The 17,748-nt window shown below is 64.6% G+C and carries 20 protein-coding genes; 7 read left to right on the top strand and 13 right to left on the bottom strand.

Translation table 11 applies throughout. The features are described 5' to 3' along the window. Positions 1-59: 59 nt before the first annotated feature. Positions 60-1,037, bottom strand: a complete 978-nt coding sequence (gene dapA, locus ACTU6U_RS05175; RefSeq protein ID WP_443468100.1) for a 4-hydroxy-tetrahydrodipicolinate synthase — start codon at positions 1,035-1,037, stop codon at positions 60-62. A 55-nt stretch (positions 1,038-1,092) separates the two neighbouring features. Here dapA and ACTU6U_RS05170 point away from each other — a divergent pair, with 55 nt between their 5' ends. Next, positions 1,093-1,632 (top strand): NUDIX domain-containing protein, encoded by a 540-nt coding sequence (locus ACTU6U_RS05170; RefSeq protein WP_443468099.1) that lies wholly within the window; start codon positions 1,093-1,095, stop codon positions 1,630-1,632. Positions 1,633-1,654: 22 nt separating this feature from the next. Here ACTU6U_RS05170 and ACTU6U_RS05165 read toward each other — a convergent pair whose 3' ends face one another. Genes ACTU6U_RS05165 through ACTU6U_RS05155 form a run of 3 tightly spaced genes read right to left on the bottom strand, consistent with a single transcriptional unit; the run spans position 1,655 to position 3,698 of the window. Then, on the bottom strand, positions 1,655-2,416 hold the full coding sequence (locus ACTU6U_RS05165) for an SDR family NAD(P)-dependent oxidoreductase (protein ID WP_443468098.1): 762 nt from the start codon (positions 2,414-2,416) through the stop codon (positions 1,655-1,657). After that, a complete protein-coding gene (locus ACTU6U_RS05160; protein ID WP_443468097.1) occupies positions 2,416-2,892 on the bottom strand; it encodes a dihydrofolate reductase in 477 nt (158 codons plus the stop codon). Before ACTU6U_RS05160 ends, ACTU6U_RS05165 begins: the two co-directional genes overlap by 1 nt. After that, the gene (locus ACTU6U_RS05155) at positions 2,889-3,698 is read right to left on the bottom strand and encodes a thymidylate synthase (protein ID WP_443468096.1); all 810 of its coding nucleotides are present in this window, start codon (positions 3,696-3,698) and stop codon (positions 2,889-2,891) included. The genes ACTU6U_RS05160 and ACTU6U_RS05155 overlap by 4 nt, the downstream gene beginning before the upstream one ends. Before the next feature lie 120 nt (positions 3,699-3,818). Here ACTU6U_RS05155 and ACTU6U_RS05150 point away from each other — a divergent pair, with 120 nt between their 5' ends. Continuing rightward, positions 3,819-4,244 (top strand): OsmC family peroxiredoxin, encoded by a 426-nt coding sequence (locus ACTU6U_RS05150; RefSeq protein WP_443468095.1) that lies wholly within the window; start codon positions 3,819-3,821, stop codon positions 4,242-4,244. A 28-nt stretch (positions 4,245-4,272) separates the two neighbouring features. Here the strand turns inward: ACTU6U_RS05150 and ACTU6U_RS05145 are convergent, their stop codons facing one another. From ACTU6U_RS05145 to ACTU6U_RS05125, 5 genes are all read right to left on the bottom strand, one after another. Further along, positions 4,273-4,722, bottom strand: coding sequence for a hypothetical protein (locus ACTU6U_RS05145; protein ID WP_443468094.1), 450 nt, complete (start codon positions 4,720-4,722; stop codon positions 4,273-4,275). After that, positions 4,722-5,468, bottom strand: coding sequence for a 4-hydroxy-tetrahydrodipicolinate reductase (gene dapB / locus ACTU6U_RS05140; protein ID WP_443468093.1), 747 nt, complete (start codon positions 5,466-5,468; stop codon positions 4,722-4,724). The genes ACTU6U_RS05145 and dapB overlap by 1 nt, the downstream gene beginning before the upstream one ends. 19 nt (positions 5,469-5,487) lie before the next feature. Further along, complete coding sequence (locus ACTU6U_RS05135; protein WP_443468092.1) at positions 5,488-6,090, bottom strand: histidine phosphatase family protein; 603 nt, start codon at positions 6,088-6,090, stop codon at positions 5,488-5,490. An 81-nt stretch (positions 6,091-6,171) separates the two neighbouring features. Next, entirely contained in the window at positions 6,172-7,197 is a 1,026-nt protein-coding gene (locus ACTU6U_RS05130) for an aldo/keto reductase (protein ID WP_443468429.1), read from the bottom strand. Between the two features lie 207 nt (positions 7,198-7,404). After that, positions 7,405-9,678 (bottom strand): polyribonucleotide nucleotidyltransferase, encoded by a 2,274-nt coding sequence (locus ACTU6U_RS05125; RefSeq protein WP_443468091.1) that lies wholly within the window; start codon positions 9,676-9,678, stop codon positions 7,405-7,407. A 153-nt stretch (positions 9,679-9,831) separates the two neighbouring features. Between ACTU6U_RS05125 and ACTU6U_RS05120 the strand changes: the two genes are divergently transcribed. Further along, a complete protein-coding gene (locus ACTU6U_RS05120; protein ID WP_443468090.1) occupies positions 9,832-10,986 on the top strand; it encodes an alpha/beta fold hydrolase in 1,155 nt (384 codons plus the stop codon). Positions 10,987-10,995: 9 nt separating this feature from the next. On the opposite strand, the gene ACTU6U_RS05115 is transcribed toward ACTU6U_RS05120, so the two are convergent. Next, a complete protein-coding gene (locus ACTU6U_RS05115) occupies positions 10,996-12,195 on the bottom strand; it encodes an ATP-grasp domain-containing protein (RefSeq protein ID WP_443468089.1) in 1,200 nt (399 codons plus the stop codon). 77 nt (positions 12,196-12,272) lie between these two features. Between ACTU6U_RS05115 and ACTU6U_RS05110 the strand changes: the two genes are divergently transcribed. Next, complete coding sequence (locus ACTU6U_RS05110; RefSeq protein WP_417508474.1) at positions 12,273-12,452, top strand: DUF5302 domain-containing protein; 180 nt, start codon at positions 12,273-12,275, stop codon at positions 12,450-12,452. A 54-nt stretch (positions 12,453-12,506) separates the two neighbouring features. Here the strand turns inward: ACTU6U_RS05110 and ACTU6U_RS05105 are convergent, their stop codons facing one another. Then, the gene (locus tag ACTU6U_RS05105) at positions 12,507-13,151 is read right to left on the bottom strand and encodes an FMN reductase (RefSeq protein WP_443468088.1); all 645 of its coding nucleotides are present in this window, start codon (positions 13,149-13,151) and stop codon (positions 12,507-12,509) included. Positions 13,152-13,153: 2 nt separating this feature from the next. Then, positions 13,154-14,380: an LLM class flavin-dependent oxidoreductase gene (locus ACTU6U_RS05100; protein WP_443468087.1), complete on the bottom strand. Its 1,227-nt coding sequence runs from the start codon at positions 14,378-14,380 to the stop codon at positions 13,154-13,156. A 114-nt stretch (positions 14,381-14,494) separates the two neighbouring features. Between ACTU6U_RS05100 and ACTU6U_RS05095 the strand changes: the two genes are divergently transcribed. The 3 genes from ACTU6U_RS05095 (at position 14,495) to ACTU6U_RS05085 (ending at position 17,277) form a co-directional block, all read left to right on the top strand. Then, complete coding sequence (locus ACTU6U_RS05095; protein WP_443468086.1) at positions 14,495-15,628, top strand: acyltransferase family protein; 1,134 nt, start codon at positions 14,495-14,497, stop codon at positions 15,626-15,628. A gap of 81 nt (positions 15,629-15,709) precedes the next feature. Then, the gene (locus ACTU6U_RS05090) at positions 15,710-16,714 is read left to right on the top strand and encodes an isopenicillin N synthase family dioxygenase (protein WP_443468085.1); all 1,005 of its coding nucleotides are present in this window, start codon (positions 15,710-15,712) and stop codon (positions 16,712-16,714) included. 35 nt (positions 16,715-16,749) lie between these two features. After that, on the top strand, positions 16,750-17,277 hold the full coding sequence (locus ACTU6U_RS05085; protein ID WP_443468084.1) for a DUF488 domain-containing protein: 528 nt from the start codon (positions 16,750-16,752) through the stop codon (positions 17,275-17,277). Positions 17,278-17,349: 72 nt separating this feature from the next. On the opposite strand, the gene rpsO is transcribed toward ACTU6U_RS05085, so the two are convergent. Next, positions 17,350-17,619 (bottom strand): 30S ribosomal protein S15, encoded by a 270-nt coding sequence (gene rpsO / locus ACTU6U_RS05080; protein WP_147037780.1) that lies wholly within the window; start codon positions 17,617-17,619, stop codon positions 17,350-17,352. Between the last annotated feature and the right edge of the window lie 129 nt (positions 17,620-17,748).

The raw sequence follows: 17,748 nt of genomic DNA, 5'->3' as shown, positions 1-17,748 counted from the left end.
TCCTCTGTCGGACACATCGTGCCCGTATTGCAAAGTGGGCGCACTCTGCGCCCGTCGTCTCAGCGCGTCGTGCCGTGCACCTTCGGCAGCGCACCGCCAGCGGCCGCATTGCGGTCGGGGCGGAAATTCGAAAAATCGGCGCCGGGAAGGCCCGTGACCGCCGCGAGCTCATCCTCGATGAGGGCAGCTTCCCACTCCTCCGGTCCCACCAGCGGCAGACGCACACGTGGGCTGGAGATGCGTCCAAGACCGTGCAGGATGTACTTCACCGACACGGTGCCGGGGACGTGAGTCATCACCGCGCGGACCAGCGGCTCAAGACGCTTGTGCTCTGCAGTCGCAGCCGCCAGGTCGCCGCGGTTTACCGCGTCCACAATCGTGCGATAGGGAGTTGCCGTGATGTTTCCTGTCACGCCGATGAGCCCGGTCGCACCGATCGAGAGATGCGGCAGAGCATTCGCGTCATCACCGGAGAAGTACATCAGGTCCGTCTGGTTCAGCACACGGCTGACCTCGCTGAAGTCGCCCTTGGCGTCTTTGACAGCGAGGATGTTCGGATGCTTCGCCAGTCGCAGAAGCGTCTCGTACTTGATCGGCACCCCGGTGCGACCCGGAATGTCATAGAGGATCACGGGAAGGTCCGTAGCGTCCGCGACCAGGCGGAAGTGGGTGAGGATTCCGGCCTGAGTCGGCTTGTTGTAGTACGGCGTGACGATCATGATGCCGTCGGCGCCGGCCTTCTCGCTCGCCTTGTACAGCTCGATGGCGTGCGCGGTCTCGTTGGATCCGCCGCCGGTGATGATCTTCGCGCGACCGGCGGATACGGACTTGCCCACCTCTACGAGCTTCAGCTTCTCCGAGTCGGTCAGCGTCGAGGTCTCCCCCGTCGTACCGGTGACGACGATGCCGTCGGCGCCGGCGGTGATGACGTCGTCGATGTGCTTCTCTGTGGCATCCCAATCGACCTCACCGTCGGCCGTCATCGGAGTGACGAGCGCGACGAGAACCTGTCCGAAAGGATTGCCCGTATGCGTCATTCCTCCAGCGTATCGGTTTCAGCCCTCGCCGACCGCCCCAGATATGCTCACGATCATGACCTGGCAGACCCGCGATTCCCGTCTCGTATATGAGAACCCTTGGATCTCCGTGCGAGAAGACGCCGTGACAGGACCCGCCGGAGACGGCATCTACGGCGTCGTCACAATGCGCAACGCATCCGTGTTCGTCGTCGCACTCGATGCCGAGGATCGGGTGTGCCTGGTCACGCTCGAGCGCTACACGACCGGCCGCTCGATCGAGGTTCCGGCGGGAGGCAGCGACGGGCAGGATCCTCTCGTCGCGGCCCAGCGAGAGCTCCTCGAAGAGACCGGCATGCAGGCCGAGGAGTGGTCGCTGCTCGGATCGATGAACGCACTGAACGGCGTCACCGTTGCGCCCGAGCACGTCTTCCTCGCTCGCGGCCTGAGCGCGGCCGACAGCGCGGATGCCGCTCCTGAAGAGGAGGGCATCGAAGAGGTGTCCTGGGTGCCCTTCGCTGAGGCGCTCCAGATGGTCTCCGATGGTCGCATCCGCGATGGTGAGACGGTCGCGGCGCTGGCCTACGCCGGCATCCGACTCGGGCGCTTCGCCTGAGCTCGTCGAGCAGACACGCCGCTCAGATGCGACCGCGCCGCGCAGCGCCAGCAGTGAGAGATGACGGAAGCACGCGCGTCAGCGCGACGACGAGCTTGTAGCGCAGCGACGGGATCGAAACCGCTTTGCCACGGGCAGCATCGCGCAAGCCCTCGCGCACGACGTCGGCGGCGTCCAGCCAGCCGATCGCGGGAATGCCCTCCTGCCCTGGCGCAAGTCCCATCCGCTCGTGGAATGTCGTGCGAGTGAAGCCGGGACACACCGCCGTCACGCTGACGCCGTCGCGGGCGTATTCAGCATTTGCCCACCGGCTGAAGCCGATCAGCCACTGCTTGCACGCCGAGTACGTCGAACGAGAGATGAATCCGGCGACCGAGGCCACGTTGATGACACGACCACCCCGCCCGCGCATTCTGCCGAGCGCTGCGTGCATCAGGCGCATCGGCGCCTCGGCATGAATCCGAAGGTGCCGCACTTCGTCTTCGATGTCGTTGTCGGCGAAGTGCAGCGGCAGACCAAAACCTGCGTTGTTGACAAGCAGATCGATCGGATGCTGCGCATCAGCGATCCTGGCCGCGACGACTGACATGCCCTCATCCGTGGCGAGATCAGCGGGCAGGGCGTCGACAGAGATCCCGTGCGTCTCGCGAAGCTCCTCCGCAAGCGCCTCCAGCGAAGCCGCAGATCGAGCGACCAGCACGAGGTCAGCGCCGCGCTGTGCGAGCTGGCGGGCGAACTCCGCGCCGAGGCCGGCGCTCGCACCCGTGATGAGAGCCGTGGGCATCAGCGCTGGTATCCCAGGAATCGATAGCGGATGCCGGTGCGAGAGGTCTGCCACTCCCCTTCGTCCACGAGCCGCCAGCCGGCCTTCGACGGCGCGTAGGAGTCTCCGGCGACCGCGAGATCGAGCTCGGTGACTTCGAGGCGATCGGCCTCTCCGATGACCTGGGCGAAGATCTCGGCGCCGCCGATGATCCACGCCTTGTCAAGCCCTCGCACCGCTGCAGGAAGATCGGTTGCACAGCGGGCGCCGTCAGCCTGCCAGTCCTGCTGACGCGTGATGACGATGTTCTCGCGACCGGGGAGCGGTCGGAATCGCTCGGGCAGCGAGTCCCAGGTCTTCCGGCCCATCACCACGGGGGCGTTGAGCGTGACTTGTTTGAAGTGCGCCAGGTCCTCTGGCACGTGCCAGGGCATCCCCCCGTCTGCGCCGATGACGCCACCGGACGCTTCTGCCCAGATCAGTCCGACCCAGGTCATACGGCGACTGCCGCTCGAATTGCGGGGTGGTGCTGATAGTCCTCGACGAGGAAGTCGTCATAGGTGTAATCGAGGATCGACTCGGGCTTGCGCGCGAAACGAAGCGTCGGGTAGGCGTAAGACTCACGCGTCAGCTGCTCGCGAACTTGCTCGACATGGTTGTCATAGACGTGGCAGTCCCCGCCGGTCCAGACGAAGTCTCCTGGTTCGAGCCCCGCCTGTTGGGCGACCATCATCGTCAGCAGCGCATAGCTGGCGATGTTGAACGGAACACCGAGGAACATGTCGGCGCTGCGCTGGTAGAGCTGACACGACAGCTTGCCGTCAGCGACATAGAACTGGAAGAGAGCGTGGCACGGCGCGAGCGCCATATCGGGGATATCCGCAGGGTTCCATGCGGACACGATCAGCCGGCGAGAATCCGGCGTCGCACGGATCTGCTCCACGACCTGCGACAGCTGGTCGATGTGTCCTCCGTCCGGGGTCGGCCACGAGCGCCACTGCACTCCGTAGACAGGGCCCAGATCGCCATCGGCGTCGGCCCACTCATCCCAGATCGTGACGCCGTTGTCCCGTAGCCACGACACATTCGAGTCTCCGCGCAGGAACCACAGCAGCTCGTACGCGATCGATTTGAAATGCACCCGCTTCGTGGTGATCAGCGGGAAGCCGTTCGCGAGGTCGAAGCGGATCTGTCGGCCGAACACACTCGTGGTGCCTGTACCGGTGCGATCATTCTTGTGCGTTCCGGATTCCAGCACGTCGCGGAGGAGGTCTTCATACGGCGTGGGGACGTCGGCGCTCATGCTGACACGATACCCGGGATCGACCACAGAGAATCCGCAGTCGGCTGAGCCTGCCCTGTTCCCCGCGGGGGCCAGGGTCGATAGGCTGGCCAGACAGACAGCCACGACTCTGGAGGAACCATGCCCGTCACCAGCGAAGCCACCACCGCCTGGAACGGTTCACTGATGGAGGGATCGGGAGATGTGACCTTCTCCTCATCGAACCTCGGAACGTTCCCCATCAACTGGAAGGCCCGCAGCGAAGGCTCTGACACGACGACCACTCCGGAAGAGCTGATCGCGGCCGCACACTCATCCTGCTTCAGCATGGCGCTCTCGAATGCTCTCGCGGAGAACGGCACCCCGCCGGAGCACGTCAACACCACAGCATCCGTCACCTTCAAGCCGGGCGTCGGAATCACCGGCAGCCACCTCAACGTGAACGCAACGGTGCCTGGACTCACCCCCGAGCAGTTCCAGACCATCGCCGAAGGCGCGAAGACCGGATGCCCCGTGTCTCAGGCTCTCGCCGGCATCGAGATCACTCTCGAGGCGACGCTCGCCTGATCCTTCGACAGGGTTCGGTCGGCCGGTCTCAGGATCCGGCTGGTCGAGTCTTGGCGAGGCGGATCGACTCACGGATGCTCGCGCGGGCGTCTTTGCGGCGCCCTGCGGCCTCTTGCACGACACCGAGGCGGTAGCGTGCTCGCCAATCGTCGGCGGCCGCCTCTGCTTCTGTCGTGTAGCGCTGCACGACAGGCTCAGCATCCGCCTTGGCGAGCTTTCCTCGCGCGCTCAGCTCGGTTTCCGCTGGCGGCATCCCGCCTTCCGCGTCCAGCTGCGTTCCCAGTCGATCGGCCTGGATCCCGAACTGGATCTCGCGCACCAGCGCCCATGCGCCGATCAGCGGAAGCACGATGAGCGCCAGGCCCATCGCAATACCGATCGGCTCGCCGCTGGCGAGGTACAGATACGCCCACTGCCCGGTGAGGACGAAGTAGAGAATCAGACACAGGCCGACGACGATCGCGCCAGCGCGCGCCATCACGAGTGACTCCAGATGTCGATGTCGAGCATGTTCTCCAACCCGACGACGACGCCTCGCGCCTCGGCCGCGAACGGCACAGCAAGACGGATGCCGGGCGCATAGGCGAGTGCGGGCTCCACTGTGTCGTGGGTCAGAGTGAGCGACTCCCCCGGGCCGGAGAGAACGACGTCCTGACGGGCGACGACACCGGGCCTGCGCAGAGAGTGCACCGGCACGCTTGCGATCTGCTGACCACGCGCGCGCTGGTCTGCGTGCGGAGCATCGACCGGCCCCTGCTCCGCACGGGCCGTGGCAATGAGCTCCGCCGTGCGGACGGCGGTGCCGCTCGGTGAATCAACCTTGGTGTCGCGGTGCGCCTCGATGATCTCGACCGAAGGGAAGAATGGTGCGGCTGCCGCCGCCAACGCCGAGCCGAGCACCGATCCGAGCGAGAAGTTCGGAATGAAGACTGCCGCAGTGCCCGCGGCATCCACCAGCGGACGCACGAGCGAGATTCGCTCGGCAGACCAGCCGGAGGTGCCGACCAGCACGTTGATACCGCGTTCAGCGGCTGCCCGCACGACATCGACGCTTACCCGCGGGGTCGATGCGTCGACGACGAGATCTACCCCGTCGAGCTCGCTCAGATCACTGGATGACGTGAGCACGCGTGCCACGTCGAAGCCGTCGAGCTCGTCGATCACTGTCTTGATGATCGTACCGAGCTTGCCGGAACCGCCGACAAGTGCCACCTGCTTGGTCATGAGGCCAGTCTAATTCGGCTCAGACGAGCACATCGTCCGGCAGGCCGGTGCGCAGCTCCATAGGAAGATGACTCAGCTCATTGTGATTGATCAGCGACCACGGACGCCCCTGCTTCTGCACGATGGTCGTGAGCCCGCAATGCGCTTGGTTCAACGTCATCCAGCGCCAATCGGGTGCTCCGAGAACCTCTCGCGCGAACCACGCGATGACGAAGTTGTGAGTGATCAGCACCTCGTGGACGTCGCCCTGCTTGCGGACGAGGAACTCGTTCACGGCATCGGACATCTGGGCGCTGCCGGCCTCGACCTCGGCATCCGTCACCGATCCGAAGAACGACTCATACACCGCCGGCGTGTCCGGCGTCATCCCCGTAGGCACGCAGTCGAAAAGCAGTGCCGACGGCTCAGGAGTGACCGACGGCAGCCGCTCGGCGATCGCCCGGGCGGTCTCGGTCGCGCGCAGCAACGGCGAATGCCAGACAGCATCCAACGGGAGCCCTGACAGACGATCTGCGATCAGCTCGGCCTGGCGTTGACCTCGTGGAGAAAGAGGTCCGTCGTCGACGCCGTGCTCGGCATCCTGATGTTCACCATGTCTGACCAGATATATATAGTGCGTCACAACCCACTCGCTTCGTCGCCAGCCGTCTGCCCGGCCTTTCCACCCTACCGGCCTCAGAAGAGACGTGCAGGTGCGACCGACTCAGTTACCAGCGCGAGTGAGATCCGCAAGTTGCGTCCGCGAAAGCGTGATGCCCGCGCCCTGCATGAGTTCGTCTACGTGCTCTGTGGCAAAGCTGTTGACAATGGGAGCCGCGATCGTGCGCTGTGCGAGCAGCCATGCAATCGATACCGCTGCGACCGGCGCATTCACCTCAGTGGCCACCTGATCGAGCGCACGAAGAATTCGAATGCCTCGCCGGTTCAGGTGGCTGCGCAGCTGCTCTCCTCGCACTCCCCTGGACATCATGGCCTTGCTGCGGTGGCGTCCAGAGAGGAAACCATGCTCGAGCGCGTGAGACGGCGTCACCGCGAGGTTCTGCGCACCGGCGACAAGGCGGAGATCGCCTTCGAAGGCATCGCGCCTGATCAGGTTGTACGGCTCGTCGAGCACTTCGATGCGCGGATACCCTGCCGAGGCGAGAATCCGCACCTCGACGAGTCGTTCGGGCGTGAATCGGAAGGCTCCGAGCGTGCCGATCTTGCCAGCGTCGCGCAGCCACTCCACCGTGGCGAGCGTGTCTTCGAGGTTGCTCGTCTGGTCGAGGGTCGCGTCGAGGTACAGCACATCGATACGTTCGACGCCGAGCCGAGTGAGCGAGCCTTCGACCGCACGGACAAGATTCACCGAACCGAGCCCCGGGTTATCGGCGTGAGTCCCGACGCGCACGCTCAGCACGGTGCGGTCGCGCTGGCCGCGGGAATGCAGCCACTGGCCGATGATGTGCTCGCTTCGTCCGCCGGAGAAACCGTCTGCCGTGTGGATCGCGTTGCCGCCGAATTCGACGTAGCGATCGAGAATGGCGTGGCTGGTCTCCAGATCGACGTTCCACCCGAACTCCGCTGCCCCGAGCATCAGCGGGAAGGTGCTGACGCCGCCCTCGCCGAGCGGCACGCGGATCGTCTCGCCGACGCCCGGTCCGATCACGGGGATCGGAGCGGAAGGATGCTGCGGCGTGCCCTGGGCGCGTGTGGGAGAGTCCGCTGTCCCTTGACCGAACAGTCGCATCCTCATCACCCCCGCGCGTGTCCTCCGAGAAGAACAGTGATTTCTGTACACCCCCCGGTGCGTACTTCGAGGGTAAGCGAGAACCGTGAACTCCCCGACCATTGCGCGTAACGGAGTGCGAAGTTCCAGTAACTTTTAGATAACGGAAACGCGAAAAGGCCCGGATCCTGCCCCAACGGGGCAGGGTCCGGGCCTGAAGGCGAAGGCTTACGCTTCTGCGGTCTCTGCCGCAGGTGCCTCTTCCGCGGGCGCGTCGTCGAGCACTGGCTCGAGCGACAGCTTGCCGCGGTCATCGATCTTCGTGATCTTCACGAGGAGCTTCTGTCCGACCGAGAGCACGTCATCGACGTTCTCGACGCGCTTGCCACCGGCGAGCTTGCGCACCTCAGTGACATGCAGCAGTCCGTCCTTGCCCGGAAGCAGCGAGACGAACGCACCGAACGATGCGATCTTCACGACGGTTCCGAGGAACTGCTCGCCGACCTCAGGGTTGGTGGGGTTGGCGATCGCGTTGACCTGGGCACGTGCGGCCTCGGCCGACGGGCCATCAACCGCGCCGATGTAGACGGTGCCGTCCTCCTCGATGGAGATCTGAGCGCCGGTCTCGTCCTGGATCGCGTTGATCGTCTTGCCCTTCGGGCCGATCAGCTCACCGATCTTGTCGACCGGGATCTGCACGCTGATGACGCGCGGCGCGGTGGGCGCCATCTCGTCTGGCGAGTCGATCGCCGAGTTCAGCACGTTCAGGATCGTCAGACGAGCGTCCTTGGCCTGCGTCAGCGCGCCGGCCAGAACGTCCGACGGGATTCCGTCGAGCTTCGTGTCGAGCTGGATCGCGGTGATGAACTCGCTGGTTCCTGCCACCTTGAAGTCCATGTCGCCGAGGGCGTCTTCGGCGCCGAGGATGTCAGTCAGTGCGGCGTAGCGCGTCTGTCCGTCGACCTCATCGGTGACCAGACCCATCGCGATGCCGGCGACAGCTGCGCGCAGCGGCACACCTGCGTTCAGCAGCGAAAGGGTCGATGCGCAGACCGAGCCCATCGACGTGGAACCGTTGGAGCTGAGAGCCTCGGACACCTGACGGATCGCGTACGGGAACTCCTCGCGGCTGGGCAGCACCGGTGCGAGGGCGCGCTCGGCGAGGAAGCCGTGCCCGATCTCGCGACGCTTCGGCGATCCGACACGGCCGGTCTCACCGGTCGAGTAGGGCGGGAAGTTGTAGTGGTGCATGTAGCGCTTCGACGTCGTGGGCGACAGCGAGTCGATCTGCTGCTCCATCTTGAGCATGTTCAGCGTGGTGACGCCCATGATCTGGGTCTCACCGCGCTGGAAGATCGCCGAACCGTGCACGCGCGGGATGACCTGCACCTCTGCGTCCAGCGGACGGATGTCTGCAAGACCTCGGCCGTCCATGCGGACGCCCTCGGAGAGGATGCGGCCGCGGACGATGCCCTTGGTGACGGATTTGTATGCACCAGAGACCTCGCTCGCTGCCGACGCGGGCAGAGTGCCGGCCTCGATCGCTGCGGTGACCTCGGACTTGACGCGGTCCTTGACATCGTCGTCGGCGTTCTGACGCTCGACCTTGTCCGCGATCTGGTAGACCTTCTCGAGATCAGCTGTCGCGGAGGCTGCGATGAAGTCGTAGGTGGCCTGCTCGTACGCCGGGAACACCGGGTAGACGCCAGGCGCCTTCGACGAGTGCTTCGCCATCTCGGCCTGAGCCTCGACGAGCTGCTTGAGGAACGGCTTCGCCGCCTCAAGACCGCCGGCGACGATCTCTTCGCTGGGCTTGACTGCGCCGCCCTTGATGAGGTTCCAGCTGTTCTCGGTGGCCTCGGCCTCGACCATCATGATCGCGACGTCGTCGGTTCCGTCGGCCTTGGTGATCACACGACCGGCGACCATCAGGTCGAACACGGCCTCTTCGACCTGAGCCTGGTTCGGGAATGCGACCCACTGGTCGGCGTTCTCGCCGTGGCCGGGGATGAGCGCGAGGCGGACGCCTGCGATCGGGCCGGAGAACGGCAGACCGGAGATCTGCGTCGAGGCGGATGCCGCGTTGATCGCCAGAGCGTCGTAGTACTCGCCCGGCGCGATCGAGAGGACCGTGATGACGATCTGGACCTCGTTGCGGAGGCCATCGACGAACGACGGGCGCAGCGGGCGGTCGATCAGACGGCAGACGAGGATCGCCTCAGTGGAGGGGCGTCCCTCACGACGGAAAAACGAACCGGGGATCTTGCCTGCTGCATACGAACGCTCTTCGACGTCGACAGTCAGCGGGAAGAAGTCAAAGCCTTCACGCGGGTGCTTTCCTGCGGAAGTTGCGGAGAGAAGCATGGTCTCTCCGTCGAGGTAAGCCGCAACCGAACCCTGGGCCTGCTGAGCGAGGCGACCGGTTTCGAAGCGGACAGTGCGAGTGCCGAAGCGACCGTTATCGAGAACGGCCTCGGTGGCAGTGATTTCAGGACCTTCCAAGAGGTCTCTCCTTCTTTGTTTAGACTCGTCCGTCCGTGTGACGGGCGAGATCATACGTACGCGCGCGTATCAGCGCGCTGATTGCACACAGCAATCCACTTCCAGCTTATCAGCGCGGCAGCTCCGAACGCCCCGGACACTAGAGTCATCCTCATGAGAACGCTTCGGGTACGGCGACCAGCTGCCTCGCTCTCCCCCGCTTTCGACCTCGCATACGTTCGCACGGGGCCTCGCACCAGCACGCCGGTGGTTGTGATTCCCGGTGGCCCTGGCCTCGGATCCATTCGCCCTTATCGGTCGCTGCGGCGTCACGCCGCCACCGGCGGACTCGACATCATCATGGTCGAGCATCGCGGCGTCGGAAGTTCACGGCGGGGTCTCGATGGCCGCGCACTCCCGCAGTCGGCGATGTGGGTCAGCGATGTCGTCGATGACATCGCCGCGGTGCTCGATCATGAAGGAGCCGAGCAGGCCTTCATCGCGGGCTCGTCGTACGGCAGCTATCTCGCCGGTGCTTTCGGGGCCCGTCATCCCGGTCGCGTGGCGGGCATGCTGCTCGACTCGGCATTGCAATCGGCTGAAGACATCGCTCTGGAACGACAGCTGATCAGGAGTCTCTTCTGGGATGAGGATGCCCCCTATTCCGAAGCGGTGCACGCGCTGCGCACCTCGGCCGCACAGGATCGTCAGCTGCTCGACGTGATCCGCGCCGCCTACGAGATCGGCGGCGAAGCGCTCCTTCGACCATTGCTGCACAATCGGCTCCGCCGAAGGGGGCCCGCATGGCAGGCGCTGGCGCTCTACTCCGCGCGTGACGAATCGATCATCCGAATCCCCGGACACTACGATTTCTCCACGGTCGGCGCCATCGGATATCGCGAGCTCGGCTACGGCGCCGCGTTGGATGGCCTTCCACTCGATCCTGCGCGCACCTATTCTCGGCTCGCGCACCGATTCCCCTCATTCGCCGGCGAGTCCTTCGATCTGCCCGCCGCCGTGCGGACGTTCGATTGGCCTTTGGCTCTGATCGTCGGCCGCCGAGACATCCGCACCCCTCCCGCGATCGCACAGCGGGTCGCGAACACAGCTCCGGATGCCGCGCTCATCATGATCGAGAACGGCCACAGTGCGCTCGATACTCACCCGATCGCGTTCCTCAACGCCGTGCGAAAGCTCGTTCGGGGTGAGCACGCAGCGCTCGCACAGCTGGCGCAGCGTTTTGACGAGCTGCCTCGACGCGGAGCATCCGTCGCCCTGTCTCGCGCACTCACTGCCGCCGCGCGGCTGGAGCAAGCTGTGCTCGGCTGACCAGCCGGCTCAGATCTGCTGCGCGTGCACGGCTTCCAGTGCCGCGGCATCGGCCTCGCTCATGCCATCGATCGGCTCGCCGTTCCAGACGATGTCGTCCCCGAGCGCACCGAGAAGCTCCTTGTGCTGACCGTGGCTGAGCTTGGCGCCGTGAATGAGCGTGGCCGGACTCCACATCATCGCAAGCGAGTCATGCCACCCCGCCCCCACGTCCTTGACCTTTAGGAGGTCGTGCAGGGTCGTCGGCAGGTGCTTGAGCGGCTCAGTGAACGCATCAGCGAGCACGGCGAGAGATACCTGGCGTTCGACACCCGGCAGCACGACCACCGTCTCGTCCACATCTCCCGTCAGCGCGCGGGCGAAGTCATCGGCTTCCAGCAGGATGACTCCATTCGTCGGTCGCGGGTTGCACTCGATCGCGTACAGCTGACCGTCGTTGTCGACGAAGTCGAACGACAGCTGACCGGTGAAATCGCCACCAAGCGCCTCGACGATGCGCTGCGTGTACGCGAGCGTGTCGGTGCTGTCGACAGCGAGGAAGGTGATCCCTGTGCTGTGCGCCCATTGCTCAGGTGCGCGATAGGTGCTGTGAGAAGTGATCTGGCCGTCGACGATCGTGCTGTACGTGCACACCATCGGCCCGTCGACGAACGGCTGCACCAGCCAAGGCTGCTCCGGCGTGGGCTTGCAGTCATCGACTGCAACGTTGCCGGCCAGTGGACCGGTGTTGGTGAGCAGCCCGATTCCGCCACGAGAGAAGGCTGCCCGCGCAAAGTAGCGAGGGTACTTCTCGATCGCTGCCCTGAGCGAAGCGTCATCGGTCGCCACGATCGTCTCAGGAACGGGAACCCCGGCCTCGGTGACGAGGCGCTTGAAGCTCGCCTTGTCGTGGAGCCGAGCGAGCGCATCGAAGCTGCCGGCATACAGCCGCACACCATCTGGCAGGTCATGAACGCGCGCGGCCAGGTAGAAGGCTTCCTCGAAAGTGGGGACGATCAGCTCGATCTCATGTTTGTTCACGAGATCGCTGATATCACTGATGAAACGATCGGTGTCGAACCGTGGCGACGCCGTCGTTGCATGTTCGGCGACGTACTTCGAATGATTGCCGATCGCACCTCGGTAAGTGTCCGTGGCGACCACGGTATGCCCGAGGCTCCCCAGCTTCCGGATGATGTCAAGAGCGAATGTGTTCCGAGAGCTCGTCACGAGTACACGCATGGTGGCCTTTCAGAAGTAGGTCAACGTGCTCACACCATATCGTCTCATTAGCCTAGGCTGACTCCATGAGCACCGAAGAAAGCGCACCGTCCTCCGCCGAGGACATGAAGCGCAAGTTCAAGGAAGCGCTCGAGAAGAAGAACGCACATCACCGCAACGGTGAGTCGCACCTGGATGGCGATTCCGCCGTCCACGCAGCGAACGCCCCGCAGACGCGGCGTGAGTTCCGACGCAAGAGCGGTTGACCGCTGAGAAGGCGCCGCACCCGTTCGGGTGCGGCGCCTTCGTTCTGCTCCGGCTCACTCTCCGGAGAGACCTCCGAGCAGATGCCCGAACGAACGGCCTTCGCCGAGATAGTTGGCCGGGTCGAATGGATCGTTCGAGGTGACGGCATCCTTGCGGGCGATCGCCTCCGCCAATTCGCGCGCACCCTTCTCCACGCGCTTGCTGAGCGGCGCGACTTCGTCGCCGGAACCGCCCCAGTCGCTGGATGCTGCGAACACTCCCGTCGACACGGCCTCAGCATGCAGATACGCGAACAGCGGACGGATCGCATAATCGATGGCGAGCGAGTGACGCGCGGTACCGGCGTTCGCGCCGATCAGCACGGGTTTACCCGTCAACGCATCCGGTTCGAGCACGTCGATGAACGACTTGAACAACCCGGAGTAGCTCGTCGAGAAGATCGGCGTCACCGCGATCAGCGCATCGGCCGAGTACACCGAGTTGATCGCCGACTCCAGTTCCGCCGGCGCGAAGCCGGTGAGCAGGTTGTTCGTGATGTCATGGGCCAGGTCCCGAAGCTCGATCACGTCGACGGATGCTTCGATTCCGCGCTCAGCCAGTTGACTCACCGTTTCAGCGGCGAGCCTGTCGGCCAGCATCCGTGTCGAGGAAGGGTTCGACAGACCCGCAGAGATGACAGCAATACGGCGTTCAGCCATGATCATGCTCCCTTCCGGCCGAGACCGAACGCTGCCCCTGCAGGGGTGGCGGTGTCCTGGTATGGCGAGCCTGCGGTGAGGTTGTCGCCACGGTTCGCGCCAGGGCGCGCCTCGCGCGAGGGTCCATCGCCGTACACAGCTTTGATGCGAGCTGCGTGAGTCGGCGCATCCGGCACCTCGGCGGGACGATTCGTCATCAGTTCGCGGCGCAGCGCCGGAACGACCTCTCCCCCCAGAATGTCGAGCTGCTCGAGCACGACCTTCAGCGGAAGGCCCGCGTGATCGATGAGGAACAGCTGACGCTGGTAGTCGCCGAACGTGTCGCGCATCGCGGCGTACCGGTCGATGACCTGCTGCGGCGACCCCACCGTCAGCGGGGTCATCTCAGTGAAGTCCTCCATGCTGGGGCCGTGGCCGTACACGGGCGCGTTGTCGAAGTACGGGCGGAACTCGTTGACGGCATCCTGTGACTTGGCGCGCATGAAGACCTGACCGCCGATGCCGACGATCGCCTGCTCTGGCGTGCCGTGTCCGTAGTGCGCGAAGCGCTGACGGTACAGCTCGATCAGGCGCTGGTAGTGCTCCTTGGGCCAGAAGATGTTGTTGGCGAAGAAGCCGTCGCCGTAGTAGGCAGCCTGCTCGGCGATCTCAGGGGTGCGGATCGAGCCGTGCCACACGAACGGCGCCACACCATCGAGCGGACGCGGCGTCGAGGTGAAGCCCTGCAGCGGCGTGCGGAACTTGCCTTCCCAATCGACGACGTCCTCATCCCAGAGCTTACGCAGGAGTGCGTAGCTCTCGATCGCGAGCGGCAGGCCTTGCCGGATGTCCTTGCCGAACCACGGGTAGACGGGGCCGGTGTTGCCGCGGCCGAGCATGAGGTCAGTGCGACCGTCGGCGATGTGCTGGAGCATCGCGAAGTCCTCGGCGATCTTCACCGGGTCGTTCGTAGTGATCAAGGTCGTCGAAGTAGACAGGATGATGCGCTCGGTCTGTGCAGCGATCGCCGCGAGCGTCGTCGTCGGCGATGAAGACCAGAACGGGGGGTTGTGGTGCTCGCCGATCGCGAAGACGTCCAGCCCCACTTCCTCGGCGTGCTTCGCGATCGTTATCGCGTCCTTGATCTTCTGCCGCTCACTGGGCGTCTCGCCCGTCACGGGATTCTGGGTGACGTCGCTGACGGTGAAGAGTCCGAACTGGATGCCTGAGGTGTCGGGCTGTTCGCTCATGGTGATGCTCCGGTTTCTCAAAGCGGGTGCGCCAGGCATCCGCATCTATGCACTTGAATATATCTGATGAAACGCGACCTCAGCGATATTATTCCCGACGGGTAGCCTTCTATGATGAGCAGCACCCCCAAGGCGCCCGTGGGGCCGATCACCGGCTCTTCAGCACGCCCGCGTAGACGCGTTCCGTTCTGGGACAACGCGCGTTACGCGTGCATCGTGCTCGTCGTTCTCGGGCACGCGATCCAGCGTCTGACCTATGACTCCGACATCGCAATGGCGCTGTATCTCTCGGTCTACGCGTTCCACATGCCGGCGTTCGCGATCATCGCCGGTTACTTCTCGAAGTCCGCACCCCCCACGAAGAAGCAGATGTCGCGAGTGATCACCGACATCCTCGTGCCGTATGTGATCTTCGAACTGCTGTGGACGCTCACGAAGTGGCTCGTCGAGGGACGGGCCGACCCGAACCTCACCCAGCCCTCGTGGACCCTCTGGTTCCTGCTCGCGCTCGGAATCTTCCGACTCGTGCTCCCCTACTTGGCGCTCCTGCACTGGCCCCTGGTGTGGGCCGTGCTCATCTCGGTCGGCGCAGGCTACCTCCCCAACGTCGACAGCACCTTCTCGCTCTCCCGCACGCTCGGTTTCCTGCCGTTCTTCGTGCTGGGCTGGTGGGTGCACGAGAAGGACCTCGTGAACAGGCTGCGGCTCATCGACGCACGCCCGTGGTGGCTGCGCGCGATCGCCGTCGCGGCCTTCGTCGCCGTCGGCTTCGTCGCCTGGAACTGGGTGGATCTGTGGAAGAGCATCGACCTTGACAACTGGTTCTTCTACGACGACTCCTATGCCGCTCTCGGCGCGCAGGCCTGGTGGTCCGGCGGCATCCGACTGGTGCTCATCGCGCTCGGCTTCATTCTCAGCATCGCGTTCTTCGCGCTGATCCCCCGCGGTACGTATTGGTGGACGAAATTCGGTCAATACACGATGTATGTGTATCTGCTCCATTCCTTCGTTCTCTACCCGTTCCGAGAGTCCGGCATTCTGCGCAACGCAGAACCGACGTGGATCTGGCTGCCGACGGTCATCGTGCTGTCGATCGTGATCGCTCTGGTACTGGCGACCAAGCCCGTGCGCCGGGTCTTCCGTCCTCTCATCGAGCCGCGCGCACGGTGGCTCTTCTCGGATGCGCGCCTCGTGGATGCGTCTCGTCGAGACGACCCCACCGGTTCACGGCGACCACCGGAGCGCTGAATCCTCACTCAACAGTGTCTCCGTGCGCCTCGCTTCGTAACACTCGCCGCGACGTGCGGAATTCCGTCTTACGCTCGGGACATGCCTGATCTCAACCTCCCTATCCTCGACCTGTCGCAGCTCGACCAGGGAGCCGAGGCCGCCGCACAGTTCTGCGACGATCTGCGCGCGGCAACCCACGACGTCGGCTTCTTCTACCTCACGGGCACCGATGTCACCGCCGAGCTTTCCGGGCGCCTGCACAAGGCCGCACGCGACTTCTTCGCGCTCCCTGAGGAGGAGAAGCTCGCGATCGAGAACGTGAAGAGTCCGCAGTTCCGCGGGTACACCCGCACCGGGGGCGAGCTCACCCAGGGCAAGGTGGATTGGCGCGAACAGATCGACATCGGCCCGGAGCGCGAGAGCGTCGAGGACGGCCCGGCGTTCAATCGGCTCATCGGCCCGAACCTCTGGCCCGCAGCACAGCCCGAGCTGCGCGAGGTCGCAGAGGAATGGCTGACGCGCCTCGACGGGATCGCCCGCAAGCTCATGCGCAGCTGGGCGCTGGCGCTGGGAGCCGATGAGTCGCACTTCGATGACAGCTTCCGCGAGCCGGCGACGCTCGTCAAGATCGTCCGCTACCCCGGCACAGATGCACCGGAGCCTCAGCAGGGCGTCGGCGCCCATAAGGACGGTGGTGTGCTGACGCTGCTCTGGGTCGAGCCGGGCAAGGGCGGCCTGCAGGTCGAGCGTGGCGGCGAATGGGTCGATGCCCCGTCCGTCGACGGCGCGTTCGTGGTCAACATCGGCGAGATGCTCGAGTACGCCACCGGCGGCTATCTCAAAGCCACCAACCACCGTGTGGTTTCGCCGACGGCCCCGGACGACCGCATCTCAGTGCCGTTCTTCTTCAACCCGGCGCTCGATGCTCGGGTGCCGGTCATCGACCTGCCCGCGGAGCTGAAAGCACACAGCCGCGGCGTCGGCGACGAGTCCTCCAACCCGATCGAAGGCCTGTACGGGGAGAACGCGCTGCGCTATCGGTTGCGCGCACACCCGAATGTCGCGGCCATCCAGCACGCAGATCTGCTGGGCGCACCTGCCTGACCCATCTGGCCATGCCGCCGCAATAGCCTGGAGGCATGCGACTGCCGTTCTTCACCATCGGACACTCGGACCGGTCTATCGACGAGTTCATCGCCCTGGTGCAATCGGCGAACGTTGAGAGCATCGTCGACGTCCGCCGCCTTCCGGGGTCGAATCGGCACCCTCAGTACAACGAAGATGCCTTGCGTGAATCGCTCGGCGCCAACAGCATCCGCTTCGATCGCATCCCCGAGCTCGGCGGCCGTCGCAAGGTCTCCAAGGACGTGCCGTTCGAGACGAATGCCTTCTGGCAGAACCGCAGCTTTCACAACTACGCCGACTACGCGCTGTCAGACGAGTTCAACCGCGGATACGATCACCTGGTCGCGATCGGACGAGAGGTACGCACAGCCGTGATGTGCTCTGAAGCAGTCTGGTGGCGCTGCCACCGGCGGATCATCTCTGATCATCTCCTCGCTCGAGGAGAGAAGGTCTTCCATCTCATGAATGCGGGCCGCGAGAGTTCCGCTGAACTCACGCAGGGAGCCATCGTCACCGGGAGCACCGTGACCTACCCGGCCTGAGAGGGAACGACGAAGGCCGCCCCACACCAGGGACGGCCTTCCAAGAAGTTTTGCGCGATTGAACGCTGGTCGTTATCGGCGGAGCCCGAGGCGCTGAATCAGCGAGCGGTAACGCTCGATGTCAACACCCTGGAGGTAACCGAGCAGGCGACGGCGCTGACCGACGAGCAGGAACAGCCCACGACGCGAGTGGTGGTCGTGCTTGTGCTCCTTGAGGTGCTCAGTGAGGTCCTTGATGCGCTGCGTCAGCATTGCGGCCTGCACCTCGGGGGATCCGGTGTCACCGGGGTGCGTCGCGTACTCTTCGATGATCGCCTTCTTGACGTCTGCTTCCAGTGCCATAGATTCGATCCCCTCTCACTCATTGCGCGGCGCCCGACGCCTGATACGTGGGCTCTCTTTATCCGCGGCCGATCAAACGGCAACCTGTAGAGTCTACCAGCCACCGGGAGCACCTGCGGACCGCCCTGC

It is taken from the genome of Microbacterium zouquanmingi, from assembly GCF_052266695.1.
In the GTDB taxonomy this organism is placed as follows: Bacteria; Actinomycetota; Actinomycetes; order Actinomycetales; family Microbacteriaceae; genus Microbacterium.
Note: the sequence above shows the minus strand (reverse complement) of the source record. Positions and strands in the feature narration are given on the sequence as shown.

Excerpts from the sequence above, each read along its gene's own strand:
- dapA (WP_443468100.1), bottom strand. The coding sequence starts at position 1,037 with ATGACGCATACGGGCAATCCTTTCGGACAGGTTCTCGTCGCGCTCGTC.
- ACTU6U_RS05170 (WP_443468099.1), top strand. The coding sequence starts at position 1,093 with ATGACCTGGCAGACCCGCGATTCCCGTCTCGTATATGAGAACCCTTGG.
- ACTU6U_RS05165 (WP_443468098.1), bottom strand. The coding sequence starts at position 2,416 with ATGCCCACGGCTCTCATCACGGGTGCGAGCGCCGGCCTCGGCGCGGAG.
- ACTU6U_RS05160 (WP_443468097.1), bottom strand. The coding sequence starts at position 2,892 with ATGACCTGGGTCGGACTGATCTGGGCAGAAGCGTCCGGTGGCGTCATC.
- ACTU6U_RS05155 (WP_443468096.1), bottom strand. The coding sequence starts at position 3,698 with ATGAGCGCCGACGTCCCCACGCCGTATGAAGACCTCCTCCGCGACGTG.
- ACTU6U_RS05150 (WP_443468095.1), top strand. The coding sequence starts at position 3,819 with ATGCCCGTCACCAGCGAAGCCACCACCGCCTGGAACGGTTCACTGATG.
- ACTU6U_RS05145 (WP_443468094.1), bottom strand. The coding sequence starts at position 4,722 with ATGGCGCGCGCTGGCGCGATCGTCGTCGGCCTGTGTCTGATTCTCTAC.
- dapB (WP_443468093.1), bottom strand. The coding sequence starts at position 5,468 with ATGACCAAGCAGGTGGCACTTGTCGGCGGTTCCGGCAAGCTCGGTACG.
- ACTU6U_RS05130 (WP_443468429.1), bottom strand. The coding sequence starts at position 7,197 with ATGCGACTGTTCGGTCAAGGGACAGCGGACTCTCCCACACGCGCCCAG.
- ACTU6U_RS05120 (WP_443468090.1), top strand. The coding sequence starts at position 9,832 with ATGAGAACGCTTCGGGTACGGCGACCAGCTGCCTCGCTCTCCCCCGCT.
- ACTU6U_RS05110 (WP_417508474.1), top strand. The coding sequence starts at position 12,273 with ATGAGCACCGAAGAAAGCGCACCGTCCTCCGCCGAGGACATGAAGCGC.
- ACTU6U_RS05105 (WP_443468088.1), bottom strand. The coding sequence starts at position 13,151 with ATGGCTGAACGCCGTATTGCTGTCATCTCTGCGGGTCTGTCGAACCCT.
- ACTU6U_RS05100 (WP_443468087.1), bottom strand. The coding sequence starts at position 14,380 with ATGAGCGAACAGCCCGACACCTCAGGCATCCAGTTCGGACTCTTCACC.
- ACTU6U_RS05095 (WP_443468086.1), top strand. The coding sequence starts at position 14,495 with ATGAGCAGCACCCCCAAGGCGCCCGTGGGGCCGATCACCGGCTCTTCA.
- ACTU6U_RS05090 (WP_443468085.1), top strand. The coding sequence starts at position 15,710 with ATGCCTGATCTCAACCTCCCTATCCTCGACCTGTCGCAGCTCGACCAG.
- ACTU6U_RS05085 (WP_443468084.1), top strand. The coding sequence starts at position 16,750 with ATGCGACTGCCGTTCTTCACCATCGGACACTCGGACCGGTCTATCGAC.
- rpsO (WP_147037780.1), bottom strand. The coding sequence starts at position 17,619 with ATGGCACTGGAAGCAGACGTCAAGAAGGCGATCATCGAAGAGTACGCG.